Origin of the sequence: Brevundimonas pishanensis (assembly GCF_022750635.1) — a bacterium.
In the GTDB taxonomy this organism is placed as follows: domain Bacteria; phylum Pseudomonadota; class Alphaproteobacteria; order Caulobacterales; family Caulobacteraceae; genus Brevundimonas; species Brevundimonas pishanensis.
Map to the genome: position 1 here is coordinate 77,701 of NZ_JAJKBG010000003.1, position 23,421 is coordinate 101,121.

The following is a 23,421-nucleotide window of genomic DNA, read 5'->3' on the forward strand; positions in this document are numbered from 1 at the left end:
TCTAGGGACGCAGGGCCGCATCCAGACCCATAAAGACGCCAAGGGTCGTCAACGGAAACAGGACACCCAGACAAAGTCCGACCCGTGCTGCAAAGGCCAGATACCGGATTAGCGGCGACTTATATTCCGCGTACCAAGGGGTGAATACGATCAGCAGGTTCATCCATCGGCCGACCGGAACACCGGCAAACCTGACAATGTTCAAAAGCGCGGGGGCGTTGCGGTCTGCATCTCCACTGCGGCGTTCTTCTTCAGCCATTGCATCGGCCGCATTGGCGCTCAGCGCGGCCACGACAAGCCCGATCAGGCCGATCCAGATCAGGGAATACACCACCGGATTCATCAGACGACCTCTAGCAACAACCATTACACGCTAGGGACCGGCGATCACCGAGTAAAGCTGAGCAAAAAGCCCCGCCATTTCTGACGGGGCTTGGAAAGTCCTAGTTCGCTGCCACGTAGGCGTCGATTTCGGCCAGATACTGTGCCTTCTTCGCGTCAGGCAGGAAGCTGCCTTCAAACGAGTTGCGGGCGATCTGGATGATCTGTTCGCGGGTCAGGCCGACGGCGTTAGCAAGCTGGATGTAGTTGTCGTTCATGTAGCCGCCGAAATAGGACGGGTCGTCCGAGTTCAGGGTGACGTGAAGACCCTTGGCCAGCATGGCGGGGATCGGGTGATCCTTGAGATCGTCAACCACGCACAGCTTCAGATTCGACAGCGGGCAGACGGTCAGGGTCATCTGTTCCCTGGCCAGACGCGCGACCAGCGCCTCGTCTTCCATGGAGCGGTTGCCGTGGTCCATGCGGTCGATCTTCAACAGGTCCAGCGCTTCGTGCACGTATGCAGGCGGGCCTTCCTCACCGGCGTGGCAGCAGATTTTCAGGCCCAGCTCGCGGCAGGCGGCGAAGACGCGCTCGAACTTCGAGGGCGGGTGGCCGACTTCCGATGAATCGAGGCCGACGCCGATGAAGCGGTCCAGATACGGCTTGGCCATTTCCAGCGTTTCAAATGCGGCGTCTTCCGGCAGGTGGCGCAGGAAGCTGAGGATCAGGCCCGAGGTAACGTTGAGTTCCTCTTCGGCGCGCTTCATGCCCGCAATGATGCCTTCGACGACGGTTTCAAACGAAACGCCGCGGTCGGTGTGGGTCTGCGGGTCGAAGAAGATCTCGGCGTGGCGCACGTTGTCGGCCGCGATGCGCTTGAAATAGGCAAAGGTCAGGTCCTCGAAGTCCTGACGGGTCAGCAGCACCTGCGCGCCCGCATAGTAGATGTCGAGGAAGTCCTGCAGGTTCGAGAAGTCATACGCAGCACGCACGGCCTCTACGCTGTCGTAGGGGATGGCGACGTTGTTGCGCTGGGCCAGTTCGAACATCAGTTCCGGCTCGAGCGAGCCTTCGATGTGCAGGTGGAGTTCGGCCTTGGGCAGGCCGGCGATGAAGGCATCGAGGCCGGATACAGAAACGGCGGGGAGGGTATTGGTCATGCCTGACCTTTAACCCAACCCCGCCGTTCGATCCATCAGCCTAAGTGGTAAGGCTTAGCTGAAGCGTACGTCCGAGACCTTCTTGATCTCGTTGTGCAGGCCCATAGCCACGTTCGGACGCAGGAAGCCGGCGACGTTGACCGTGTTGCCCATGGCCTGAACGGTCACAGTGGCCTGGCCGAAGAAGCGGGTGCTCTTGTTCACGTCCCACGACAGATGGGTGATGTTGTCGAACGGGACGGTCTGGCCCTTATGGGTGACGATGCGGTCCGGATAGACGGTGAAGCTGTGCGGCACAGCATTACCGAACAGACCAAAGCAGATGATGAAGGCCAGCACTGCAATGAACAGGAAGAAGCCGAACGGGGTGGTGAAGGCACCGTAGACGAAGATGGCAATGGCGATGATGCAGATCAGGCCGCTGACCATCGGGGCGAAACGCGAACCCATATAGGTGAATTCAAAGCCACCATCTGCGGTGGGGGTGCGGGCGTAACCCGACTTCGGAGCTTTGGACATTCGGGCAATCCCTCGAAACGAATGGCGATACAAGCCATGTCCAAGCTTAGCCATTAGGGCGCATTTGCTGCAATGCGCAATCAAGGCATTTTTCTCGAAAAGTTGCTTATCAAACAATCAACTAGGATGGCGTGATCCAGAGTTGATCGTGAGCAAAGTTTGCAACCTTCACGAGGCTGAAAAGCTAAACGGCGGATCGAGCGCCGCTCGTCGCGACCTCTGTCCGCCGTTCATTGAGACAGCCCTATGGGCCGGCCTGCGCCCGCTTAGGTTTTGGGGGTCAACGGGACATTTTCGATGTGATCCGTCGTCTGGCTCGTCGGGGCGGTGCCCGTCTGTTGCTGGTTGCGGATGCGCTGTTGTTCGTCTTCCTGATCCTGCGTGGTCAGGGTGTCGGTCACCTGCGGCGTATTCTCTGCAGGCGGAACGGCGTCACCGGTCATGCCCGGACGGATGTAATGCGGATTATTGGCATCGGTCATCTTGCTGTTTCCTCGTCTTGCCTGGTTTTCGCACCAGTTCGTTGATTTACGGATTGTCGGTGTTGGAGCCTTGGTTCACGCCACCGTCCGGCTGCACCATGCCGCTGGATTGTGGTTGGCGCGTCTGGCCGTTGTCGCCCTGCATGGCTTCGTCGGTTTCACGGTCAGCCTGCGTGCGCGGCTGGGCTTCCGGACGGGCACCGCCTAAGGCAAGGCGTTGGTCGTCCGGCTCGTCGTGGGTGTGAGCGCGCGAGCCTTCGCGGGGCACATCGTCCTGCATGCGTTGCTGCAGGTCCTTCTGGGCCGGCGTTTGCGGCGTGAAGGTATCGTCCTGACCCGTGTGGGTCGTAGGTTGGGTTGGATCAGTCATCTGCGTATTCCTTTGGTCAGTGGTTTCGACAAAGGCTCAACCGCCATCAGCCCTGATTGAGCTGGGGGTCGGCGTTGCCGAAACCGCCGGTTGCGGATTGCGAGATGCTGTCGGCACCGTCGCGATTGACGTCCTCGGCCAGTTCCTCGCCGGCTTCTTCCGGACGTTCCTGTCCGGTGCCGTTACCCATGTCGGTACGAAGATCTTCCTCGTCGCGTTGATCGTCGCCGACGAAGTCGGGCTGCGAGGGGTCTTGCGAGGGATTTTCGCCGCCTGCGCCTGTGCCTTGCGGCTGGAGCGGCACGCCGGACGTCGCGTTTTCCTGGCGATCCGTGTTCGGGCTTTGGTCAGTCATCTGGGCCTCTCCTCTTTAAGGCCCCCCGCAATAATCAACCCTGCGCTCCGATAGGTCGTTCCGCTCTATCGCTCTGTGTCCGATTACGAACGTGCCTCTTGCCGAATGGGTCTTTCTCGCTACGCCAGACGTTGGTGCGACATCTATTTACTTTCATCAATGATCCCGTTCGCTCCTCGCGCATTCTATTCGCAGGAGTTCAGTGAACGTTGGTTTTCAATAGGTGCCGATCATGTCGCATGAAGAGGTTTGGACCGCTCAACCCATCCAGGACGCCGCCCATGACACAGCACGCGAGACGGCTGTCAAGGTGAGAGCAACCGAAGAGGAAGCATCCTTCGCGCCGCGCGTGCCGCGCAAGGAGTTCGGGCTTCGCCGCGTGCCGCCGTCTGTACTGAAATCGCTTACCAACTGACCCAATAAAAAAGGCCGGATGAGAGATCATCCGGCCCTTTCCTTATGTCGTGCAGCGCGTGGCTTACATGCGTTCCGGCGTCTGGATGCCCAGCAGGGTCAATGCGGTTTCCAGTTGCAGCAGCGCAGCGGCCGACAGGCTCAGACGCGACCCACGGGTAGCTTCATGGCCTTGGGCCAGCACAGGGCAGGCGGCGTAGAACTTAGAGAAGCTCTGCGCCACGCGATAGGCGTGCTCGGCCACCAGGTGCGGCATACGCTTGTCATAGGCATCCGACACGGCGGCGCTGAATGCATCCAGCGTCAGAGCCAGATCGCGCTCGGCCTGCTCGGCGATAACGATCTCACCGTGTTCGGCACCTTGGTCAGCAGCCTTGCGCAGCAGGGATTTGATGCGGACGGCTTGGTACAGCAGGTACGGGCCGGTCTTGCCCTCGAAGCTGGTGAAGCGGTCGAGGTCGAACACGTAAGATGTCGTGCGGGCGTTCGACAGGTCGGCGAACTTCAAGGCGGCGATAGCCACCTTGTGCGCGATCTCTTCGAACTCTGCCTCGGTCAGGTCCTCACCCAGTTTCGCATCCTTCAGACGCTCGCGCGCCATGTCGGTGGTCATGGTGATGAGGTCGTGCAGTTTCAGCACGCCGCCCGCGCGGGTCTTGAACGGCTTGCCGTCGGTGCCGTTCATGGTGCCGAAGCCAAGGTGCTCCAGCGACTTCTCGGGCGCATAACGGGCGAGGTACGAGGCGCGGAAGACCTGTTCAAAGTGCTCGGCCTGACGCTCGTCCACGACGTAGAGGATCAGGTCCGGCGACAGCGACTTCTTGCGATCCAGAATGGTGGCCAGGTCGGTGGTGCCATACATGGCCGAACCTTCCGACGAGATGACCAGCAGCGGTGGCGGCGAAGGGACCTGAACGACCGAACCGTCATCCAACTTCTTCTTGCGGAACTCGCCTTCGCGGGCGACGTGCACGACTTGCGCGCCGTTGTCCTCGACCAGCAGGTTCTTGGCCTTCAGGTCGGCGATCATTTCTTCCATGACCGGATCGGCGTCAGACTCGCCGTTCCAGAGGTCAAAGGTCACGTCCAGCGCCGAGAACTCGCGGGTCAGGGCCGTGCGGCTGACAGCCACGAAATGCTGCCACAGGGCGCGGTAGCCCGCACGGCCGGCTTGCAGTTCTGCGGTCGCCTTACGGGCGCGGTCGCGGAAGGCAGGGTCTTCCTTGGCCTTGCCGGCAGCTTGCGGATACAGGCGCTCGAGGTCGGCCAGCGAGACAGGCGATTCAGACGGGAAGGGCCCATCGCCTTCGGCCATGAAGGCGTCGGCGATACCTTCGTCACCGCAGGCGGTGATCAGCAGGCCCATCTGGAAACCCCAGTCGCCGAAGTGGGCATCGCCGATCACTTCGTCGCCACGGAAGCGGAAGATGCGCTTCAGGCTTTCACCGATGATGGAGGAGCGCAGGTGGCCGACGTGCATCGGCTTGGCCACGTTCGGGCCGCCAAAGTCGATCACGACCTTGCGGGCGTCGGTGACGGTTGCGGCACCGGCCTTGTCGGCATCGGCGGCGACTTCACGCGCACGCTGCGACAGGGCGGCGTCGGACAGCTTCATATTGATGAAGCCCGGACCGGCGATCTCGACCGCCGACAGGGCAGGGTGCCCCTCGAGGTGAGCGGCGACCTTGGTGGCCAGATCGCGCGGATTCATCTTCAGCGCCTTGGCGGCAGCCAGCGCCCCGTTCGACTGGAAGTCGGCGAGGTCGGGACGATCCGACGGGGTCACGCGGGCAAGGGTCTTGTCCACGCCTTCGGCAGCGAAGGCGGTGGCGACCGCTTCGCTGAGAACAGTTTTGAGGTCAGTCATAATCTTAGTTGGTTTGTCCGGCGGTCGGACGGAAGCGGCTGCCCGAGCGATTGAACTCGGCCTGTTCCGGCGAGACTTCAAAACCGATCAGGATCTCGAAATTACCGCCCGAGGTGGTGGCCTCTGCGCGGGGAATGACGATGGTGTGCGACGGTTCTGCGGTGGCGCGGTCCGAACCGCCGAAGTTCACCGGCAGGTCGAAATATTCTTTCTCGAGGATGGCCGAGTTACGCTCGGTCACGGCAACCCAGTAGCGATAGGTCTTGCCGTCACCCTGGGCCGACGGGCCCTTGCCCAGCGAGAACAGGAGGTTGAAGTCCACGCGGATCGGATCGTTCTCGCGGTATTCGCAGTCCGAGCTGACGCCTTCGATCTCGCCGGTAAAGCCTACGCCGTTCACGGTCGGGCGTTGATAGTCGTTCAGTTCGACATAGCGGGCGGCATCGTACAGAACCTTCACATACGGGCACGGACCGGAGTTGGCGCGGCGGGCCAGCGGCTGAAGGCGGAACTGGCGCTGGGGAGCAGCGTCGTCTTTCTTGGCGCCGCTCTGTTGGCGTTGCTGGGCATCGGCAGCGTGCGGCATCACCGTGGCAGCGATGGAGAAGGCAGCAAGGGCAGTCAGGACGCGACGCATCGGGTTCTTTCCAGCAATCCAAAGGAACGGGTGATCTTACAGACCGCGAAGTCTGCAATAACACGCTGTGTGGTGATAGCGGCTAAAGCGAGGCGCGGCAAACGGCCAGTGCGCCTTCGTGAACATGTATGACGGATTGGCCCGATGTCGCGGTGGCGAAACAGGCTGCAAAAGACTAGGTTAGCGCTATGAACGCCCCAGTGACCGCCGCCCTTTCCCCGAATGACGCAACTGCACGTGCAAAGCGCCCGTTGACCATCCGTATGGCCACGCCGCGCGGCTTCTGCGCGGGGGTGGATCGTGCGATTCAGATCGTCGAACGCGCCATCGAGAAATACGGCGCTCCGGTCTATGTGCGGCACGAGATCGTGCACAACCGCCACGTGGTGGACCGCCTGAAAGGGCTGGGCGCGGTATTCGTCAAGGAACTGGACGAATGCCCCGATGATCGCCCGGTGGTGTTCTCGGCCCATGGCGTGCCCAAGTCGGTGCCCGAGGCGGCCAAGTCACGCCAGATGCTATACCTCGATGCGACCTGCCCGCTGGTGTCCAAGGTCCACGTCGAGGCCGAGCGCAACTTCAAAAACGATCGCCACATCATCCTGATCGGCCACGCAGGCCACCCCGAGGTCGTCGGCACCATGGGGCAGCTTCCTGCGGGCGCGATCTCGCTGGTCGAGACGGTAGAGGATGCCGAAGCGTTCGAGCGTCCGGGTGATGTACGGCTGGCCTATGCCACCCAGACCACGCTGTCGGTGGACGACACCGCCGACATTCTGGGGGTGCTCAAGCGCCGCTTCCCCGAACTGCCGGACCCGCACAAGGAAGACATCTGCTACGCCACCACCAACCGTCAGGAAGCTGTGAAAAAGCTGGGTGACGGTTGCGATCTGGTGCTGGTGGTCGGCTCCAAGAACTCGTCCAACTCGGCGCGTCTGGTGGATGTGGCGCTGAAAGCCGGTGCCAAGGCCGCCCGACTGGTCGATGACGCAGGCGATGTGGACTGGAGCTGGTTCGAGGGCGTTCAGGTTCTGGGCGTTACCGCCGGTGCATCGGCCCCCGAACCGCTGGTCGAAGGCCTGATCGACGCCGTGCGCGAGCGTTTCGATGTCACCCTGACCGAGGACGATGGTGCCCGCGAGACCATCACCTTCAAACTGCCGCGCGTGCTGCAGGGATAGGCCGCGTCAGGCGCTGTACTGCGTCCAGACGCCTTGCTCGTGGTCGTATAGGGCGGCGGTGTCGCCTGTGACCTCGATGTTGAAGTGGGTCTCGGTCTTGTAGTCGTAGCCGGTGTATTTGCCGTTCTCGCCTGTCATGTGGACGTGGCTGGAGCGGCTGTGGTCGATGAAGGCGGGCAAGGTGCCGTTGACCTTGGCCTTGCGCTCCAGATCGATGGCATTGACCGTCTGACCCGATGCGCTGGCGATCAGGTTCAGATGGCGTGACTGGGCATGATCGTAGAGGCCGGTGACATTTCCACCCTTGGTGTGGGCGATAGCGATGGCAGCAAAGATAGCGCGGGCGTCGACGGGGATCATGCGGGCTCCGGTAAGCGAACTGGTCGTGGTGAACAGTTAAGCCTTCAAACTGTTCCAGGGGCAAAGAAAAAGGGCGTAACGGCCAAGCCTGTCACGCCCTTTTACAATCCGGTTAGTGGCGGGTCTTAAAGACCCGGCAGCTTGAAGCGGCGGCTGTCCTGACGCGGGACGATGGTGATGCCTTCGCGGCCACCGGTCAGGGCTTGCACGCGCTGATGCTCGGTCATGGCGTCAACGGTGCGCGAACCATCCGGACCTTGCAGCGTGGACGCAGCCTGGGTGGACGGGTCGTTCTTGCGCCAGAACATCAGGCGGTTGGCCCAGCTTTCTTCTTTGTGGGCCAGATCGCCGAACTCGTCGTCGATGACATAGCGGGCCAGCGGGTCGGCGCGGTCGCCACCGGCGTTGGCCACCAGAACCTGTTCACCCGGCGTGCGGGTCACAGCCTGACGCTGGCCGAGCAGGATTTGGCGGGCTGCCGATTCGGGTGCCAGTTCTTGCGGGCGCGGGGCACCCGGCGACGGCGGGGTCAGGCCGTATTCCGGCGGAACGACCAGCGGGGCGGACGCCACGGTGACGAACTCGTCCGGCGTTACCTTGGTCAGACCAATACCCTGTTTCAGCGAGCTGCAAGCGCCAAGGCTCAGCATCGCAGCAGCGGTAACAGACAGGGTGAGGACGTTACGAATACGCATGTTCAGGCTCGGCTCCGGTCGGTTAGCACCCTGCAGGGTGCTGCTCGGGTCGAATAGGAAGGAATGTGATTACGACTTTTCGTGGGCCACGCCAACCTTGGAGCGACGTTCTCCAAGGAAGGAATCGAGGATTAGCAAGGCAACACCCACGGTTATACCGCTGTCGGCGATGTTGAAAATCCACGGAAACACGCCGGTACCCGAAAAATCGAGGAAGTCGACGACGCCGCCGAAACGGATACGGTCGATGACATTGCCGATGGCTCCGCCAATAACCATGCCTATCGCAGCGGCCAGCAGGCGACGCTCGGCCTTATAGGCCCAGACGGCCAGCGCGATAGCCACGATGATCGAGAAGGTGCTGAGGATCCAGCGGGCTTCACCGCCGCCAAACATGCCAAAGCTGACGCCCGTGTTCAGGACGAAGGTCAGGTTGAAGTAGGGCGGCAGCACCTCGGCGATGCGGAAACCGTCCAGCATGGACGACGGCGTCGCGGGCATGGCGTTGATCACCATTGCCTTGGTGATCTGGTCCAGAACGATGATGATGAGGGCCAGAGCGTAGGCCATCCAGGCAAGGCGAGAAATCTTCATAGGCTTCGCCTAACAGGAACTTGGGGCAGGGGGGAGAATAAAAAACGCCCCACCGTGTCCGATGGGGCGTTTTTCGTAGCTCAGCTTTAGGCTTCCAGGCTGTCCAGATAGCGGACGGTGTCCGCGTCGCGGGCCGACAGATCCGGATATTCGGGGTCGGAACCCACGTCCGGAACCTTGCGCCACGAGCGGGCGCATTTCGGATAGTCGGCGGTTTTGACTACTGCGGTGATCTCCGCGCCCTCGGTCAGATCGGCACCCGAGGTACGGAAGACTTCGGCAGCGTCCAGACCTTCATAGGCGGCCAGCAGGTCGGCAGGGGCCGTAACGGTCGGCCATGCGTCCAGAGCACCACCGATGACCTTGTCGCGGCGGGCCGCTTCGAGGGCTTCGTTGACCACTTCCATGACCTTTTGGACCTTGGCCCAGCGGGCGGCCTCGGCGTCGTTCTGCCATTCAGCCGGAGCCGACGGCAGAACGCGGGCCGAGTTGGCACCGGCTTCGGCTTCAGGGAAGCGCGAGGTCCATGCCTCGTCCATGGTAAATGGGGTGATTGGCGACAGCCATGCGGTCAGACGGGCGAAGACTTCGTCCATGACGGTGCGAACGGCGCGGCGCTTGATGCTGTCCGGACGGTCGCAATACAGGCTGTCCTTGCGGACGTCGAAATACAGCGACGACAGGTCGCCGGTGCAGAACTCGATCACCGGACGGACCACGTCCTGGAAGCGGTATTCCTCGAACGCCTTCTTCACGTGGGCGTCCAACTCCCACAGTCGGTGCAGGATGTACTGCTCCAGGGGCGGGAACTGCGAATAGTCGGTGATGCGCTCTTCATCGGTGAAGCCGTTCACAGCGCCCAGCAGGTAGCGCACGGTGTTGCGCAGCTTGCGATAGGCATCGACCGTGGTTTGCAGGATCTGCTTACCGATGCGCTGGTCTTCCGAATAGTCGACCATCGCCACCCATAGACGCAGGATGTCGGCACCCGATTCCTTGATGACGGTCGCAGGGTCAACGGTGTTGCCCTTGGACTTCGACATCTTCTCACCCTTCTCATCGAGGGTGAAACCGTGGGTCAGGACGGCGTCGTATGGCGCACGGCCACGCGAGCCGCAGCCTTCCAGCAGCGAGGACTGGAACCAGCCGCGGTGCTGGTCCGAACCTTCGAGGTACAGGTTCGCCGGCCAGTGCGACGGACGGTCGCCCTGATAGCCGTGGGCCGGATCGCGCGCTTCGAGGGTGAAGGCGTGGGTCGAGCCGGAATCGAACCAGACATCGAGGATGTCGGCGATCTTTTCGTACTGGGCCGGATTGTGGTTGCCGAGGAAGTCTTCGTCCGGTGCGGTGAACCACACGTCTGCGCCACCTTGGGCGACAGCAGCGACGATGCGGGCGTCGACTTCGGCGTCGATCAACGGCTGGCCGGTGGTCTTGTCGACATACATGGCCAGCGGGGTGCCCCATGCGCGCTGACGGCTGATCAGCCAGTCGGGACGGCCCTCGACCATTGAGCGGATGCGGTTCTTGCCAGCCGCAGGGTGGAAGGCGGTGTTGTCCAGCGCGGTCAGAGCCCGCTCGCGCAGGGTCTCGCCGTTGGCCAGTTCCTCATCCATGCGGATGAACCACTGCGGCGTGTTGCGGAAGATGACCGGAGCCTTGGAGCGCCACGAGTGCGGATAGGAGTGCTCGACGCGGCCACGCGCCAGCAGGTTGCCCGCCTCGATCAGCTTTTCCATCACCGCGCCATTGGCGGGACCGAACTTGCCGGTCTTCTTGCCTTCGGTTTCCAAAACCTTGAGGCCTGCGAACAGCGGCACGTGCGGATAATAGGCACCGTCCGGATCGACGGTGTCCGGCACATCGCGATGACCGTGGGCCAGCCAGACGGCATAGTCGTCCGCGCCGTGTCCCGGAGCGGTGTGGACGAAGCCCGTACCGGCATCGTCGGTGACGTGGTCGCCCGACAGCAGCGGCACCGAGAAGCCGTAGCCGCTATCCAGTTCGGCCAGCGGGTGGGCGCATTCCAGACCCGACGGGTCGATGTCGTAGATGCGCGTGAAGGTCGCGACCTTGCCAGCCTTCAGAACATCTTCGACCAACTTGTCGGCGATGATGAAGCGGTCACCGGCCTTGGCCCACGGCTCGAACTCCAGACCTTCTTCCATGGCCGTGACTTCGTACAGGCCGTACTTGATCTCGGGGCCATAGGAGATGGCGCGGTTGGCCGGAATGGTCCACGGAGTGGTGGTCCAGATCACGACCGAAGGGGTCTGGTTGCGGAAGGCCAGCAGGTCGTCCGGATGGCTGTCCGACATGCCGGTGACGGGGAATTTCACCCAGATCGTCGGCGAGACGTGGTCGTGGTACTCGACCTCGGCGTCGGCCAGAGCGGTGCGCTCGACGGGCGACCACATCACCGGCTTGGAGCCGCGATAGAGTTGGCCCGAGTTCTTGAAGCGGTGGAACTCGCCCACGATGGCGGCCTCGGACTTGAAGTCCATGGTGGCATAGCGGTTGGCGAAGTCGCCCGTGATGCCGAGGCGCAGGAACTGGTCACGCTGCAGGTCGATGAACTTGCCCGCATATTCACGGCAGGCGGTGCGGAACTCGTCTTTGGAGACCTCGTCCTTGCGGCGGCCCTTCTTGCGGTACTCTTCCTCGATCTTCCACTCGATCGGCAAGCCGTGGCAGTCCCAGCCAGGAACGTAGTCCACGTCATTGCCCATCAGGAACTGCGAGCGGACGACGAAGTCCTTCAGCGTCTTGTTCAGGGCGTGGCCGATGTGGATGTCGCCGTTGGCATAGGGCGGGCCATCGTGCAGCACGAACAGCGGTGCGCCCTCGGCCTGACGCTTGGCGCGCAGGGTGCCGTACAGGTCGCCCCACTTTTCGAGGATTTCCGGCTCCTTCTTCGGCAGACCGCCGCGCATCGGGAAGTCGGTTTCAGGCAGGAAGACGGTGTCGCGGTAATCGCGGCCAGCAGTCTCGGTCGAGGTGTTTTCGGCGTCGGACATGGGTTGTCTTTTTCGTCTATGCGCACGGCATCCCGACGGACGGGATGCGAAATATCATGGCAGTGTAGCGTGAAGTGACGACACGCCCCAAGGGCGCACATCGTCTAGGCGTTCGGATATGTCGATCCCGGCGCGCGCGGGGCGGTTCGCCCCAGTCTCCAAACTCGGGGTTCGGAGCGCTACGCCGGGCGGCTAATCGAAATCGTGCCTGTCACGCAAAAGGTCATGCGAGGGGATGTAGCAAGACGGACCGCGTCAGGCCAGACCCGACGCTGCATCAGTGCTTGAAAGACTTGCAGTTCTTACGCAACGTCGTCTGGAAAACCAGAGGGAGGGTAACGTGAAAATAGGACTGCGAAAACCGAGCCTGCGGAAAAGCCTAGCTGCTCGAACTTCGGTCAAGCGTGCCGTGCGGCATAATCTCGGCCTGAAAGCGCCTCGAGGCGCGGGCTGGATCACCAATCCCAAGCGCGCAGGCTACAACCGCGTGTACAACCGTACTTCCGTCAGCGTTTGGACGATCTTAGCAAAGTTGCTTCGCTGAAATGAGAATGTTCCTGAAGTCCGCGCTTCTATTATCGCTTGCTTGTGTTTGCGTCTCGGCTTGCTCGCAACCCGCCGAGCCGGAGCCTGCGGCTCCCCCTGCGCCCAAGCTGGTCGGGCGTGCGGCGGCGAAGGCGGCGGGCGAGGTGTCGCCCGAGGCATTCGTTCGCGCGCTTTACGAGGTCTATCAGAACCCGCCTGCCGAGCCTGTTCAGCCGGGGCGCGATGACCTGATGCAGCGCAGCCTGAACGCCATGATCTTTTATGACTGGAAGAATGCCCGCGATGCGGGGCGTAAGCCGGTGCTGCAAAACGATCCGGTCTGTGGCTGCACGGGAGGTGATGTGGTGCTGAAGTCGGTGAAGATCACCGAGGGCGAGCGCAATTTTGCAGACGCGGATGTCGTCTTTACCGTCGATGGTACGGAGAAGACCCAGATCGTGATGCTGGAAAAGGAAGGCGGCCGCTGGAAGGTGCTGGACATCGTCAAGCCGGGCGAAAAGCCGCTGACCGAACAGCTTCTGGCCGCGATTGGCTGAGTGAAAAGAAAACGGCCCCGCACAGGATGCGGGGCCGCCCTTACCGCACCGATGGCGAACGGTGCGGTGACGCCGAAGGGTCTGACCCCTCTTCGGCGAAGCTTAGGCTCCGAAGGCCCCGTCGATGGTGTGCATCGCGCCGGTGACAAAGCCTGCATCCGGTCCGGCCAGATAGGCGACCATGGCAGCCACCTCGTCCGAACGGCCATGGCGTTTGATGGCCATGAAGCTGTGCAGCACCTCCTTCATCGGGCCGTCGGCGGGATTGGCGTCGGTGTCGATGGGGCCGGGCTGGACGACGTTGATGGTGATGCCGCGCGGGCCGAAGTCACGCGCCAGACCGCGAGCCATGCCCTGAAGCGCGGACTTGGACAGCGCATAGGCGGCCATGCCCGGTACCGGCATGCGGTCGCCGTTGACCGAGCCGATGACGATGATGCGTCCGTCCTCAGGCATCTGGCGCGCGGCCTCGACCGAGGCGTGGTAGGGCGCGTGGACGTTGATCGCCAGCAGACGGTCGATATCGTCTGGGTTGAGATCCAGCGCATCGCCAAACACGCCGATCCCTGCATTCACCACCAGAATATCCAGCGGGCCGCTGTCGCGAACGCGAGCGATGACGGCGTCGCGGTCGGCGCTGTCGGTCTGGACGGCGGTGGTGCCGGTCTCACGGGCAAGGGTGTGGGCGGCATCGGGCGAGCCGGAATAGGTGAAGACGACCCTTGCGCCATCCTTGGCAAAGCGACGGACAATGGCCGCGCCAATGCCGCGGCTGCCACCCAGAACCAGTACGGATTTGTCTTTAAAAGCGGCCACGAGGGCCTCCTGTGATCAAATGTAATGATCGCCACATAAATGGTCGCCTCGTCCGCGCAACCTTTATTTAATGATCGTTACATTAACTCGCTTGCGGTCCCCGCTCAGGCTCGTCCGAGACCGAGCGGAGGATATCGACGCCGCCCTTCAAGGCGATGGCGGCCACGATCATCCCGACGACAAGATCGGGCCATGACTGTTTGAGCCCCATGACGAGTCCGCCCGCGACCAGAATGCCGCCATTGGAGGCAAAGTCGTTGAAGCTGAAGGTCTCGGCGGCCCTCATATTCACGTCGTTGCTCTTCTGGCGGCGGATCAGCTGCAGACAGCTCAGGTTGATCACTGCGGCCACTACCGCCAGCGTCATCATCGTCCAGCCGCCTGGTTCGCTGCCATAGACAAACCGGCGGATGGCATCGATCAGAACCGCCGCCGCTATGACCAGCAGCATGATGCCGGAGGTTCGCGCCGTCCGCTGCTTCCAGATTAGCGCGCGCCCAACGGCCAGAAAGCTGAGCAGATAGACGACCGCATCGGATCCGTTATCGACGGCATTGGCCAGAAGGGCGCTGGAGTTGGCGAACAACCCGCCAAGGCCCAGCACCACAAAAAGCAGAAAGTTCAACGCGAGCACGATCAGCAAGACGCGCTTTTGCAGATGGTCGGTGTCGCTGTGGTTGCCGCTCATGGGGACCGCCGTGGGGAGGGGGATCACCTCAAAGCGGTCGAGCGCGCAAATGGCTGCACCTAGCGCATCAAGCCATAGTGGACCGCCAGCGCCTGTAGCCCCTGTTTCAGCACGGTCTTCCCCTGACGGCGGCGCAAGCTCAGTTCCTGCTCGGCCAGTTGCAGGGATGATCCGCGTACACAGACATGTTCGAGCATGGCCCGAAGGCGCGGCCCCGCCGCCGCCAAGGCCGCCTCGACGCGCGCCGAGGCCGACAGGGCGCGGTCGCTTGGTTCAATACGGGCCGGAGAGGCACCGGACTGGCTGCGTGGCAGGCCGTCCCAACGCATGGTCAGGGAGGGACCGGCCAGCGCCATCTCCGCTTCGGCCCGCAGACGTTCTCCAGCCGCAACTTCCTGAGGGGTAAGCCACGGGCGGCCGCTGTGGTCCTTGCGACGGGCCAGCCATGCGATCGGGCTTTCACCCAGATTGGCGGTGTGGGTCGTGGCGCGCCCGTCGGCCTGCATCAAGGTGCGCTCTCCAAGGATCTGACCCGGACGTCCGGCAGCGGTAGATGTGTTCTCGGAGCCTTGACGCCTTGCCTGCCAGCCGCCGCCGTTTCGACGGCGAAGACCTGGCGTCTGGGCCATGGCGCGAAATGCGGCTTCGTCCAGCGTCAGGACCACGCGGCCGCGACGGTCCCCGCCCAGACGCAAAGGGTATCCGGCGGCTGTCTCGTCCAGCCATGCATCGGGGCGCTGCATCAAACGGCGGGCGCGTTCGGTCAGGCGGGCGGCGCTCATCGGCGCACCTTCAGGCCATGCTCGGGCGCAAGATCGACCAGCGGCATATCCATGACCCCGCGCAGCGCACCCTCCAGCCCATCCATCAGCAAATCGTAATCATCGCGGTCGCGTTCATCCTCGGCCCAGCGGCAGGCGGTTGAGGCGGTGGCGCGGTTAAGTCCGAACGCATGCGCCACCCGTTCCAGCGGCCAGCCATAGGACACATGCGCCAGATACATCGCAGACCAGCGGGCACGGCACGCCCGCAGCCTTACTCGCTCGCGCCGGTTCATCTCCTCGACGGGGATGTGAAAAGCGAGGGCCGACAGGCTAAGGGCGGCATCGGCCCTGATCCGGTCACCCTCAAGAACAGGAACGCGGTAAGCTTCCATCACTCGGTAAATCTCCCAACTCCCAACAGAAGGCCATCATGCGGCGCAGGGTTGGGTTGGCTAGGAAAATGTTCCTACCGTGCGTCAACTTCGGACGCTTCGCCTTGTAAAGCTTAGCTTTGGGATAATGGTGATTGGTGAATCGTCTGGGGATAGTTCGCCAGCGAGGGGATTTGGCTTTGGTGACCGAACCTGATTCTCCAAAAAATTAAAGAATCGTTGACTCACCCCCTAGACGGCGATTCGCAAATCAGCCTAGGCGTTTCATATCGGGACCCGTTAACCATTTCTAAGCTTTTTAATCGTTAACGTACGAACAAGGTTACCCGGATCGCGTAGTACGCGCGGTTTCAGCCAAGCTTTGCCTGGAGGGGCATGAATGCGCGTCCTGTTGATTGAAGATGATCACGCCACGGCTCAAAGCATCGAGCTGATGCTGAAGTCGGAAGGCTTCAACGTTTACACGACCGATCTGGGTGAAGAAGGCATCGATCTGGGCAAGATCTATGACTACGACCTGATCCTGCTCGATCTCAACCTGCCGGACATGAGCGGTCTTGAGGTTCTGCGCCAACTGCGCAACGGCAAGGTCAATACTCCGGTCATGATCCTCTCGGGCAGCCACGAGATTGAAACCAAGGTCAAGACTTTCGGCGGCGGTGCCGACGACTACCTGACCAAGCCGTTCCACAAGGACGAGCTGATCGCCCGCACCCACGCTGTGGTTCGTCGCTCCAAGGGCCACGCCCAGGCGATCATCCACACCGGCGAAATCGCTGTGAACCTCGACGCCAAGACCGTAGAAGTGAATGGTCACCGCGTGCACCTGACCGGCAAAGAATACCAGATGCTGGAACTGCTCTCCCTGCGTAAGGGCACGACGCTGACCAAGGAAATGTTCCTGAACCACCTGTACGGTGGCATGGACGAGCCGGAACTGAAGATCATCGACGTCTTCATCTGCAAGCTGCGCAAGAAGCTGGCGACGGCTGCCGGTGGCAAGCACTACATCGAAACCGTCTGGGGCCGTGGCTACGTGCTGCGCGACCCGTCGGAAGTCGGCCAGATCATCGCCGCCTAAGTCGATACGTATCCGATTTGAAAACGCCCGCTGGAAACAGCGGGCGTTTTTCGTTTCAGCCCTGTTTCCACAGCCAGTCGGCGGGCAGGCCCATCCGCACGGATGATTGTCCGGCAGGGGACTGTTTCAGGGGAAACCGCTCGGCTCCTTGCGCCAGCGTCTTAACGAGCGGGCGCTGCCATGATGCGAGGCCGTCAGAGTGTTTGAGGCCGACGAACTTGGCGACCTGCGGCGGGGTCATGTCTATGGCGGCGCGGATCAGCAGGTGCTGGATCGGACGCGCATAGGCGGGGAAAGCATTGGCCCTGCGCATGATATCGAGAAACTCGAGTACGATGGGCGAGGGCGTCAGGTGCGGCAGCATGGCGGCCAGCTGGGTCTGCCATTCAGCCTCCGACTTGGGGGCACCGACCGCGCCATAGTGGATGGCGGTCGGATAGGCGTCTGACCATGCGCGGTCTCGTTCCTGAGGAGATAGCGGGCGGACATATCGGTGGAAGGCTTCGGTAAAGCCATAGCCTGCGGTCGCCTGTACCCAATCCAGCAGCCCCGGATCATTGGCATTATAGGGTTGGCCATCATCGGCGGTGCCGGTCACGCGGGCATGGCGACGGCGGATACCGGCAATCATCGCCTCGGCCTTGGAGGCGGGAGCATAAACGGTGACCATCGCCGCCAGCCCTGTGCGTTTCAGGCGCGGCACCGGATCGGTGCGGAAGTTCGTGTGGTCCCAGACGCCTGCCCGCACCCGCGCCTCGGCCAGTTCGAGGATCACCGCCGTCACCCCGCCGATAAACAGGCTGACCGGGTTCTTGAAGATCTGCCACGAAATGCTGTCGTGCGGGATCAGCGCGGCCTCGCCCGCGGGCGAGGTAAAGTCGAAATGTGGCATGTCCTTGGGCTGCATATAATCGGCAGCGGCCCGGTCCAGACGGTCCTTGATACGCGATGCTGTCATGCCGGATTAACGGCTCTCTTCACCGGCGCGTTCCGGCAAAGGGTCAGGTCCAGCTTTCGGCCAGGGCGCGGGCGACGGCGGTGGGGCGTTCAAAGGCGTCGAAGGCCAGCGGGCTGTCTTTGCCGTCGTCATGGGGCGGACGTCTAAGCCACGAGTCCGTATCGCGCACGCCCCAAAGGGTTAATCCGTAACGCTTGTGTTCAGGTAACCTTGAATAAGCGGTCGTTAATTCTGCAATGCGATCAAACTGTTGAGTGGTCCGGAATGAAACACTTCTGACATCCGGCGGGCCACCTTCCCGGCGGCGCGAGGCATCCAGTTCCGAGATGTGCAGCGGTAATCCGAACTGTGCAGCCTCATGGATGAAGGCGCTGATCTGGCCCTCGGGGATTTCGATATCGAGGTGGCTCTGGGTCCCGATGCCGCCGACGGGTGCGCCCGCATTTAACAGCCGCTCGACCAGTTTCAGGAAGGTCGCGCCCTTCTTCGGATTGTTCTCGAGATTGTAGTCGTTGATGAACAGGACGGCGTCTGGATCAGCCAGCTTGGCCTGTTCAAAGGCGCGCACCATGTGGTCGAGTTCGCCAAGGTTCTGCGCCCAGTGATGCTGGCGAAGGCCATTACCATCCTCGGCCACCGCCTCGTTGATGACGTCCCAGCCGCGCACCTTTCCGGCATAGCGTCCGGCGACGGCGGCGATGTAGCGGTCGAACTGTTGACGATAGTCCACGGGGGACAGGCCGCGAAACGCCTCTTCGCCCTGCGAGTACCAGACGAGCGTCGTGCCGTGCAGGGCCATGCCGTGGGCCTCACACCAATCGGCAATGCGGTCAGGTGCATCGAAGCGATAGCCGTCGGGGGTGAGGATGTATTCCATCTTCATCTCCCACTCGGGCGTGATCTGGTTGTAATGCTCCAGCGCCAGCCGCGTCCATGCGGGATCGTCAAGCTGGCCCGTCATGGCGCAGGTGCCGACGCGGTAGGGCGCAATCGATTTGAGGGGAGGGACGGCGGTGTCCGGCTGGGCCGAAGCCCGACAGCCCGATGCCATCAATCCTGCCGCGCCGAGAAGTAGTGAACGACGCGAAGGCATACGGGGATCAGCCCGCGTTACGGCGGCGCAGGCCCATTTCGTCAAATGTCGCGGCCTCGCGACGGTTGGCTTCGATGCGTTTGTTCACGCGGGTGGTTTCAGCCACGTGCTCGAACTTTTTCAGTTCCTCGAAGGCGGCGGTCAGGGCGTCTCGGGCACCCTCTTCCTCGCGCAGCAGCGCTTCGACCATGCCCTCGGCATTGGCGCGGCGCAGCTTCCAGCCATTCAGATAGGCGCGAAGCATGGCGGCATGTTGGGGATCGGCTGTGGCCTGCGCCTTTTCACCCTCGGCCTCGGCGTCCAGCATGACCAGCTTCATCTCCGCATCGGCGCGGCGAGCGGCGATCTCGGCCATGCGCTTTTGCAGGGTCTCGACCTCATAGTTGGTGAGGCGGATCAGGGATTGCGCCCATGCGGTCATGCGGCTTCTCCGGTCAAGCTTCTAGCATGCCCATGTTGAGGATAGATTCAAGTCGGTCGAAACTGTCGGCCAGACGGGTGACGTCTTCCTTGTCCTGACGCAGGAAGTCTTCGAGCATCGGATTAAGGGCGATGGCGCGGTCCACAATGGGGTCGGCTCCGCTGCGATAGGCACCGATTTTGATCAGCTCTTCCATGTTGGAATAGGCAGAAAGACACTGGCGGGCGCGGCGGTTCAGCTCGCGTTCGCGCGGGTCTTGGCACTCCGGCATGGTCCGGCTGACGGACTTCAGCACGTCGATGGCGGGGAAGCGGCCTCGCTCGGCAATCTTGCGGTCCATGACGATGTGGCCGTCCAGAATACCGCGCACGGCATCGGCGATGGGTTCGTCGTGGTCGCCGCCGTCCACCAGCACGGTGAACAGGGCGGTGATGGGTCCGGCTTGGCGACCGTCCGGCAGGCGCGGGCCGGGACCAGCGCGCTCCAGCAGCTTCGGCAGTTCGGTAAAGACGGTCGGCGTATAGCCTTTGGTCGTCGGCGGCTCGCCCGCCGCCAGACCGATCTCGCGCTGGGCCATGGCAAAGCGCGTGACGGAGTCCATCAGGCACAGGACTTCCAGACCCTGATCGCGGAAGTATTCGGCCACCGCCATGGTCATATAAGCAGCTTGGCGGCGTTTCAGGGCTGGTTCGTCCGAGGTGGCGACCACGACGACCGCGCGGCGCAGGCCGTCCTCGCCCAGTGTCTCTTCGATGAACTCGCGCACTTCGCGGCCTCGTTCACCGATCAGGCCGACGACCACGACATCACAGGTCGCCTGACGCGCCAGCATGGACAGCAACACCGACTTACCCACGCCGGAACCTGCGAAGATGCCAAGCCGCTGGCCACGGCAGGTGGTGGTGAACACGTCCATCGAGCGCACGCCGAGGTCCAGACGCTCGCCCACACGGTCGCGCGAGTGCGCGGGAGGGGGCGAGGCCTTGAGCGTATAGGGCTGGCCGCCCTGGGGCAGCGGGCCCTTGCTGTCGATCGGCTCTCCGAAGGCGTCGATGATACGGCCAAGCCATTGGGTGGTCGGGCTGACCGACGCGGCGGCTTCCAAAATCTTGATATCGGCACCGGGGGCTACGCCCTCGACAGGGCCATAGGGCATCAGCAGCGCCTTGGCATCGCGGAAGCCGACAACCTCTGCAGGCAGGGGCGGTTGGCCACGGCGGCTGATCTCGGCGCGTGCACCGACCGCCAAGCGCGACAAGCCGCCACGGCTTTCGATCAGCAGGCCGTTAACGCCCGCCACCTTGCCGGTGACCACGATGGGGTCGATGGATTGGGCGGCTGCGATTAGCTGGCGCAAGGCGGATATCCGGCGCGTACGCGCGCGTTAAATGGGCTCAACCTTTGCTGTGCCGCAGTTATGGTTAATCGCGGGTAAACCTTAGGCTGCGCGTTTTGACGTAACGCTGTCATTAGAAAAAGAAAGGTTTTCGAAGCCATGATCCACGGTGAAGGCTGACCCCAACCCACATCAAGTTCGAAAGCGCTCCATGTTCAGAAAGAACCCCCAAGCTGCGCAGGATACTGTCCGACTTCAAGAGTTGGAGCGCCGTATGGCCGCCATAGGTCGCTCCCAGGCAGTGATCGAGTTTGAACTCGACGGCACCATCATTGATGCCAACGAAAACCTGCTGAAGACCATGGGCTATTCGCTGGATGAGATCCGCGGCCAGCACCACCGCATGTTCATGGATCCGGCCGAAGCCGCCACGGCCGAATACGCTGCTTTCTGGCGTGAACTGAATGACGGGCGCTTTGTCGCCAAGAAATTCCGCCGCATGGCCAAGGGCCAGCGAGAAGTGTGGCTGGAAGCCTCTTATAACCCCGTTCTGGACGACAACGGCCGTGCGGTGAAGGTGGTCAAACTGGCCATAAACATCACCGAGGCCGAACAGGCCGCCCGCCGTGCCGAGGCCGAGCGTCAATCCGCCGAAGCGGCCCAAAGCCGTCTGGTCGAAGTTCTGGCCGACAACCTTGCCAAGCTTTCGGAAGGGGACTTGCGGGCCTCCATCGAGGTGGCGCTGGAAGGGGCCCATCAGCGCGTGAAGGACGACTTCAACGGTGCCACGTCGAGCCTGCGCACCGCGCTGGATCAGGTGCTCGATGCGGTCGGTGTGCTGAAAACCGGCTCGGAAGAAATCGCCAACTCGGCAGACGACCTGTCCCGCCGCACCGAACAGCAAGCCGCCAGTCTGGAAGAGACGGCTGCGGCACTGGACCAGATCACGGCCACCGTCCAACGCAGCGCGGAAGGGGCACGTCAGGCCTCGACCGCTGCCGTCGAGGCGCGCGCCGAGACCGACCGCTCCGGCGAGGTCATGCAAAAGGCACAGGCTGCGATGGATGGCATCAGCCGTCGCTCGGCCGAGATTGGCGACATCATCGGTGTGATCGACGAGATTGCCTTCCAGACCAACCTGCTGGCCCTGAACGCAGGCGTCGAAGCGGCGCGTGCCGGCGAGAGCGGTCGCGGCTTTGCCGTGGTGGCATCCGAAGTGCGCACCCTTGCGCAACGCTCTGCCGAAGCCGCCAAGGAGATCAAGGCTCTGATCTCGGCCTCCGCTCACGAAGTGGCGGAAGGCGTGAAGCTGGTCGGTGAATCGGGTCGTGCGCTGGAAACCATTGCGGCCAAGGTCGCCGAGATGGATGCGCTGGCCGCCGAGATCGCCGCGTCCTCGCAAGAACAGGCCACCGGTCTGGGTCAGGTGAACGCCGCCGTGAACCAGATGGATCAGGTCACGCAGCAGAACGCTGCTATGGTGGAAGAAACCACCGCCGCCGCCACCGGGCTTCAGAACGAAACCCGCCAACTGGCCGCTCTGGTCAGCCGGTTCAATACCGGTCGCAACCAGGACGCCTCTTCCCGGGTAATGGTATCCCGGGAACCAAATCATTCCGAACAACGCTTACGCGGAGGAATGTCCCCCGCTTTAGTAAGCCAAAGATCTCGCCTGAAAGCAGTCGTCAACGGTTCCCCCTCCGCTGAGTTTGCAGACTTCTAAAGGCGAGGCGGCCCTGGTCACTTAACTTTCCCCCCCTCAGTAGTACCAGGGCCGCATCACTATACGACTGGATTTCCAGTCAGGAATGTCCCCTCACTTCCCGCCTTTGCTCCCCCCGGCAGAGGCGGGTTTTCTTTTGCGTGCTTAGAGGAGAGCCTGATCGGAGGGCGTGGTCTTGCTGTTTACGCGGGCGGCGTGGGTCGTGGTGAGGACGGCACCGATGGAGGCGGTCATGATGGCTGCAATCGCCAGCCACTGCATGAAGGTCAGATGCTCGTTCAGGAACAGGAGGCCAGCCAGCGCGCCCACGGCCGGATCGGCACTGACGGCAACACCGAAGGTGCGTTTGGGAATGCTGCGAAGGGCGACCATGTCCAGCGAATACGGAATGGCGCTGGATGCGAGGGCTACCAGCACGCCCATGCCCAATATCGCGGGCGACAGCAGGGAGGCACCGGCAGTCACCGTGCCGAACGGCACCACCACCATGGCCGCAAAGCCCATGCCGACGGCAACGGTCGCACCTGACGGAAGGTGCGCTACGCGCTGACCGAACACGATGTAGCCCGCCCAGAAGAGAGCTGCCAGCGCGGCAAAGCCACAGCCTACGGGATCGAGGTTGGATACCGAGGTGTCGAACGGGAACAGAAGTGCCAGTCCCAGCGCAGCCACCGCCACCCAGACGAGGTGGATCAGCTTGCGCGCGTTGAACAGCGCCACGGACAGCGGGCCTGTGAACTCGATAGCCAGCGCAACGCCCAGCGGGATGGTGTTCAGCGCCATATAGAAGCTGAGGTTCATCAACCCCATAACTGCACCGTACAGCGCCAGTCCTTTGATGTCGGCGCGCGTAAACCGCGCGCGCCAAGGGCGGAACACGGCTGTCAGAATGAGAGCCGACAACCCCACGCGCAGGGCCGCTGTGCCCATCGGTCCGACGTGGGGGTACAGGGTCTTGGCGAAGGACGTTCCGCCAGACAGGAACAGGATGCCGCCCACCAGTGCGAGGTAGGGCAGATACACACCAAGGCGCGAAGTGACGGGGAAGGACGCGGTACGGATCATGGTTTGAACCTACGACCGCGCCGTGCG

Annotated in this window: 26 protein-coding genes; 5 read left to right on the forward strand and 21 right to left on the reverse strand. The window is 62.5% G+C overall.

Annotated elements, in window-relative coordinates:
• Window position 1 precedes the first annotated feature (1 nt).
• From LOX95_RS06695 to LOX95_RS06720, 6 genes are all read right to left on the reverse strand, one after another.
• A complete protein-coding gene (locus tag LOX95_RS06695; protein WP_242913700.1) occupies window positions 2–367 on the reverse strand; it encodes a hypothetical protein in 366 nt (121 codons plus the stop codon).
• 76 nt (window positions 368–443) lie between these two features.
• A complete protein-coding gene (locus LOX95_RS06700; protein WP_242913701.1) occupies window positions 444–1,484 on the reverse strand; it encodes an adenosine deaminase in 1,041 nt (346 codons plus the stop codon).
• Window positions 1,485–1,538: 54 nt separating this feature from the next.
• A complete protein-coding gene (locus tag LOX95_RS06705) occupies window positions 1,539–2,003 on the reverse strand; it encodes a hypothetical protein (protein ID WP_242913702.1) in 465 nt (154 codons plus the stop codon).
• 266 nt (window positions 2,004–2,269) lie between these two features.
• Window positions 2,270–2,485 carry a hypothetical protein gene (locus tag LOX95_RS06710; protein WP_242913703.1) on the reverse strand — a complete coding sequence of 72 codons (216 nt, stop codon included), beginning with the start codon at window positions 2,483–2,485 and terminating at the stop codon, window positions 2,270–2,272.
• A 46-nt stretch (window positions 2,486–2,531) separates the two neighbouring features.
• A complete protein-coding gene (locus tag LOX95_RS06715) occupies window positions 2,532–2,855 on the reverse strand; it encodes a hypothetical protein (RefSeq protein WP_242913704.1) in 324 nt (107 codons plus the stop codon).
• 46 nt (window positions 2,856–2,901) lie between these two features.
• Window positions 2,902–3,210 (reverse strand): hypothetical protein, encoded by a 309-nt coding sequence (locus LOX95_RS06720; RefSeq protein WP_242913705.1) that lies wholly within the window; start codon window positions 3,208–3,210, stop codon window positions 2,902–2,904.
• A 232-nt stretch (window positions 3,211–3,442) separates the two neighbouring features.
• Here LOX95_RS06720 and LOX95_RS06725 point away from each other — a divergent pair, with 232 nt between their 5' ends.
• A complete protein-coding gene (locus LOX95_RS06725; RefSeq protein WP_242913706.1) occupies window positions 3,443–3,625 on the forward strand; it encodes a hypothetical protein in 183 nt (60 codons plus the stop codon).
• 63 nt (window positions 3,626–3,688) lie between these two features.
• Here the strand turns inward: LOX95_RS06725 and argS are convergent, their stop codons facing one another.
• Both argS and LOX95_RS06735 read right to left on the reverse strand, forming a co-directional pair.
• The gene (gene argS, locus LOX95_RS06730; protein ID WP_242913707.1) at window positions 3,689–5,491 is read right to left on the reverse strand and encodes an arginine--tRNA ligase; all 1,803 of its coding nucleotides are present in this window, start codon (window positions 5,489–5,491) and stop codon (window positions 3,689–3,691) included.
• A gap of 4 nt (window positions 5,492–5,495) precedes the next feature.
• Window positions 5,496–6,128, reverse strand: coding sequence for a Tat pathway signal sequence domain protein (locus LOX95_RS06735; RefSeq protein ID WP_242913708.1), 633 nt, complete (start codon window positions 6,126–6,128; stop codon window positions 5,496–5,498).
• A 188-nt stretch (window positions 6,129–6,316) separates the two neighbouring features.
• Here LOX95_RS06735 and ispH point away from each other — a divergent pair, with 188 nt between their 5' ends.
• Window positions 6,317–7,309, forward strand: coding sequence for a 4-hydroxy-3-methylbut-2-enyl diphosphate reductase (gene ispH, locus LOX95_RS06740; protein ID WP_242913709.1), 993 nt, complete (start codon window positions 6,317–6,319; stop codon window positions 7,307–7,309).
• 6 nt (window positions 7,310–7,315) lie between these two features.
• Here ispH and LOX95_RS06745 read toward each other — a convergent pair whose 3' ends face one another.
• The 4 genes from LOX95_RS06745 to ileS form a co-directional block, all read right to left on the reverse strand.
• Window positions 7,316–7,669 carry a hypothetical protein gene (locus LOX95_RS06745; protein ID WP_242913710.1) on the reverse strand — a complete coding sequence of 118 codons (354 nt, stop codon included), beginning with the start codon at window positions 7,667–7,669 and terminating at the stop codon, window positions 7,316–7,318.
• 125 nt (window positions 7,670–7,794) lie between these two features.
• The gene (locus tag LOX95_RS06750; RefSeq protein ID WP_242913711.1) at window positions 7,795–8,364 is read right to left on the reverse strand and encodes a DUF3035 domain-containing protein; all 570 of its coding nucleotides are present in this window, start codon (window positions 8,362–8,364) and stop codon (window positions 7,795–7,797) included.
• Window positions 8,365–8,433: 69 nt separating this feature from the next.
• Window positions 8,434–8,958, reverse strand: coding sequence for a signal peptidase II (lspA, locus tag LOX95_RS06755; protein WP_242913712.1), 525 nt, complete (start codon window positions 8,956–8,958; stop codon window positions 8,434–8,436).
• Between the two features lie 86 nt (window positions 8,959–9,044).
• Window positions 9,045–11,975, reverse strand: coding sequence for an isoleucine--tRNA ligase (gene ileS, locus LOX95_RS06760; RefSeq protein ID WP_242913713.1), 2,931 nt, complete (start codon window positions 11,973–11,975; stop codon window positions 9,045–9,047).
• 551 nt (window positions 11,976–12,526) lie between these two features.
• On the opposite strand from ileS, the gene LOX95_RS06765 reads away from it, so the two are divergent.
• A complete protein-coding gene (locus LOX95_RS06765) occupies window positions 12,527–13,057 on the forward strand; it encodes a DUF3828 domain-containing protein (RefSeq protein ID WP_242913714.1) in 531 nt (176 codons plus the stop codon).
• A 102-nt stretch (window positions 13,058–13,159) separates the two neighbouring features.
• Here LOX95_RS06765 and bdcA read toward each other — a convergent pair whose 3' ends face one another.
• From bdcA to LOX95_RS06785, 4 genes are all read right to left on the reverse strand, one after another.
• Complete coding sequence (gene bdcA / locus LOX95_RS06770; RefSeq protein ID WP_242913715.1) at window positions 13,160–13,873, reverse strand: SDR family oxidoreductase; 714 nt, start codon at window positions 13,871–13,873, stop codon at window positions 13,160–13,162.
• 82 nt (window positions 13,874–13,955) lie between these two features.
• Window positions 13,956–14,561 (reverse strand): cation efflux transmembrane domain-containing protein, encoded by a 606-nt coding sequence (locus LOX95_RS06775; protein ID WP_242913716.1) that lies wholly within the window; start codon window positions 14,559–14,561, stop codon window positions 13,956–13,958.
• A 59-nt stretch (window positions 14,562–14,620) separates the two neighbouring features.
• Window positions 14,621–15,343 carry a DUF6456 domain-containing protein gene (locus LOX95_RS06780; protein ID WP_242913717.1) on the reverse strand — a complete coding sequence of 241 codons (723 nt, stop codon included), beginning with the start codon at window positions 15,341–15,343 and terminating at the stop codon, window positions 14,621–14,623.
• A complete protein-coding gene (locus tag LOX95_RS06785; protein WP_242914064.1) occupies window positions 15,340–15,717 on the reverse strand; it encodes a chromosomal replication initiator DnaA in 378 nt (125 codons plus the stop codon). The genes LOX95_RS06780 and LOX95_RS06785 overlap by 4 nt, the downstream gene beginning before the upstream one ends.
• A 379-nt stretch (window positions 15,718–16,096) precedes the next feature.
• Here LOX95_RS06785 and ctrA point away from each other — a divergent pair, with 379 nt between their 5' ends.
• Window positions 16,097–16,798 carry a response regulator transcription factor CtrA gene (ctrA, locus tag LOX95_RS06790; RefSeq protein ID WP_242913718.1) on the forward strand — a complete coding sequence of 234 codons (702 nt, stop codon included), beginning with the start codon at window positions 16,097–16,099 and terminating at the stop codon, window positions 16,796–16,798.
• Window positions 16,799–16,853: 55 nt separating this feature from the next.
• On the opposite strand, the gene LOX95_RS06795 is transcribed toward ctrA, so the two are convergent.
• Genes LOX95_RS06795 through fliI form a run of 4 tightly spaced genes read right to left on the reverse strand, consistent with a single transcriptional unit; the run spans window position 16,854 to window position 20,627 of the window.
• Window positions 16,854–17,756 (reverse strand): oxygenase MpaB family protein, encoded by a 903-nt coding sequence (locus LOX95_RS06795; protein ID WP_242913719.1) that lies wholly within the window; start codon window positions 17,754–17,756, stop codon window positions 16,854–16,856.
• 43 nt (window positions 17,757–17,799) lie between these two features.
• Window positions 17,800–18,849 (reverse strand): endo-1,4-beta-xylanase, encoded by a 1,050-nt coding sequence (locus tag LOX95_RS06800; RefSeq protein WP_242913720.1) that lies wholly within the window; start codon window positions 18,847–18,849, stop codon window positions 17,800–17,802.
• 7 nt (window positions 18,850–18,856) lie between these two features.
• Window positions 18,857–19,270 carry a flagellar FliJ family protein gene (locus LOX95_RS06805; protein WP_242913721.1) on the reverse strand — a complete coding sequence of 138 codons (414 nt, stop codon included), beginning with the start codon at window positions 19,268–19,270 and terminating at the stop codon, window positions 18,857–18,859.
• 13 nt (window positions 19,271–19,283) lie between these two features.
• Window positions 19,284–20,627, reverse strand: a complete 1,344-nt coding sequence (fliI, locus tag LOX95_RS06810; RefSeq protein WP_242913722.1) for a flagellar protein export ATPase FliI — start codon at window positions 20,625–20,627, stop codon at window positions 19,284–19,286.
• 190 nt (window positions 20,628–20,817) lie between these two features.
• On the opposite strand from fliI, the gene LOX95_RS06815 reads away from it, so the two are divergent.
• Window positions 20,818–22,329 (forward strand): PAS domain-containing methyl-accepting chemotaxis protein, encoded by a 1,512-nt coding sequence (locus LOX95_RS06815; RefSeq protein WP_242913723.1) that lies wholly within the window; start codon window positions 20,818–20,820, stop codon window positions 22,327–22,329.
• Between the two features lie 144 nt (window positions 22,330–22,473).
• Here the strand turns inward: LOX95_RS06815 and LOX95_RS06820 are convergent, their stop codons facing one another.
• Complete coding sequence (locus LOX95_RS06820) at window positions 22,474–23,394, reverse strand: EamA family transporter (RefSeq protein ID WP_242913724.1); 921 nt, start codon at window positions 23,392–23,394, stop codon at window positions 22,474–22,476.
• Between the last annotated feature and the right edge of the window lie 27 nt (window positions 23,395–23,421).

Bases quoted from the DNA above. Each gene is read 5' to 3' on its own strand.
- LOX95_RS06795 (WP_242913719.1), bottom strand. From the start codon at position 17,756: ATGACAGCATCGCGTATCAAGGACCGTCTGGACCGGGCCGCTGCCGAT.
- LOX95_RS06745 (WP_242913710.1), bottom strand. From the start codon at position 7,669: ATGATCCCCGTCGACGCCCGCGCTATCTTTGCTGCCATCGCTATCGCC.
- LOX95_RS06715 (WP_242913704.1), bottom strand. From the start codon at position 2,855: ATGACTGATCCAACCCAACCTACGACCCACACGGGTCAGGACGATACC.
- lspA (WP_242913712.1), bottom strand. From the start codon at position 8,958: ATGAAGATTTCTCGCCTTGCCTGGATGGCCTACGCTCTGGCCCTCATC.
- LOX95_RS06700 (WP_242913701.1), bottom strand. From the start codon at position 1,484: ATGACCAATACCCTCCCCGCCGTTTCTGTATCCGGCCTCGATGCCTTC.
- LOX95_RS06765 (WP_242913714.1), top strand. From the start codon at position 12,527: ATGTTCCTGAAGTCCGCGCTTCTATTATCGCTTGCTTGTGTTTGCGTC.
- ileS (WP_242913713.1), bottom strand. From the start codon at position 11,975: ATGTCCGACGCCGAAAACACCTCGACCGAGACTGCTGGCCGCGATTAC.
- LOX95_RS06775 (WP_242913716.1), bottom strand. From the start codon at position 14,561: ATGAGCGGCAACCACAGCGACACCGACCATCTGCAAAAGCGCGTCTTG.
- LOX95_RS06735 (WP_242913708.1), bottom strand. From the start codon at position 6,128: ATGCGTCGCGTCCTGACTGCCCTTGCTGCCTTCTCCATCGCTGCCACG.
- argS (WP_242913707.1), bottom strand. From the start codon at position 5,491: ATGACTGACCTCAAAACTGTTCTCAGCGAAGCGGTCGCCACCGCCTTC.
- LOX95_RS06725 (WP_242913706.1), top strand. From the start codon at position 3,443: ATGTCGCATGAAGAGGTTTGGACCGCTCAACCCATCCAGGACGCCGCC.
- LOX95_RS06805 (WP_242913721.1), bottom strand. From the start codon at position 19,270: ATGACCGCATGGGCGCAATCCCTGATCCGCCTCACCAACTATGAGGTC.
- LOX95_RS06815 (WP_242913723.1), top strand. From the start codon at position 20,818: ATGTTCAGAAAGAACCCCCAAGCTGCGCAGGATACTGTCCGACTTCAA.
- LOX95_RS06705 (WP_242913702.1), bottom strand. From the start codon at position 2,003: ATGTCCAAAGCTCCGAAGTCGGGTTACGCCCGCACCCCCACCGCAGAT.
- LOX95_RS06695 (WP_242913700.1), bottom strand. From the start codon at position 367: ATGGTTGTTGCTAGAGGTCGTCTGATGAATCCGGTGGTGTATTCCCTG.
- LOX95_RS06750 (WP_242913711.1), bottom strand. From the start codon at position 8,364: ATGCGTATTCGTAACGTCCTCACCCTGTCTGTTACCGCTGCTGCGATG.
- LOX95_RS06785 (WP_242914064.1), bottom strand. From the start codon at position 15,717: ATGGAAGCTTACCGCGTTCCTGTTCTTGAGGGTGACCGGATCAGGGCC.
- LOX95_RS06720 (WP_242913705.1), bottom strand. From the start codon at position 3,210: ATGACTGACCAAAGCCCGAACACGGATCGCCAGGAAAACGCGACGTCC.
- ispH (WP_242913709.1), top strand. From the start codon at position 6,317: ATGAACGCCCCAGTGACCGCCGCCCTTTCCCCGAATGACGCAACTGCA.
- LOX95_RS06800 (WP_242913720.1), bottom strand. From the start codon at position 18,849: ATGCCTTCGCGTCGTTCACTACTTCTCGGCGCGGCAGGATTGATGGCA.
- ctrA (WP_242913718.1), top strand. From the start codon at position 16,097: ATGCGCGTCCTGTTGATTGAAGATGATCACGCCACGGCTCAAAGCATC.
- LOX95_RS06780 (WP_242913717.1), bottom strand. From the start codon at position 15,343: ATGAGCGCCGCCCGCCTGACCGAACGCGCCCGCCGTTTGATGCAGCGC.
- LOX95_RS06710 (WP_242913703.1), bottom strand. From the start codon at position 2,485: ATGACCGATGCCAATAATCCGCATTACATCCGTCCGGGCATGACCGGT.
- LOX95_RS06820 (WP_242913724.1), bottom strand. From the start codon at position 23,394: ATGATCCGTACCGCGTCCTTCCCCGTCACTTCGCGCCTTGGTGTGTAT.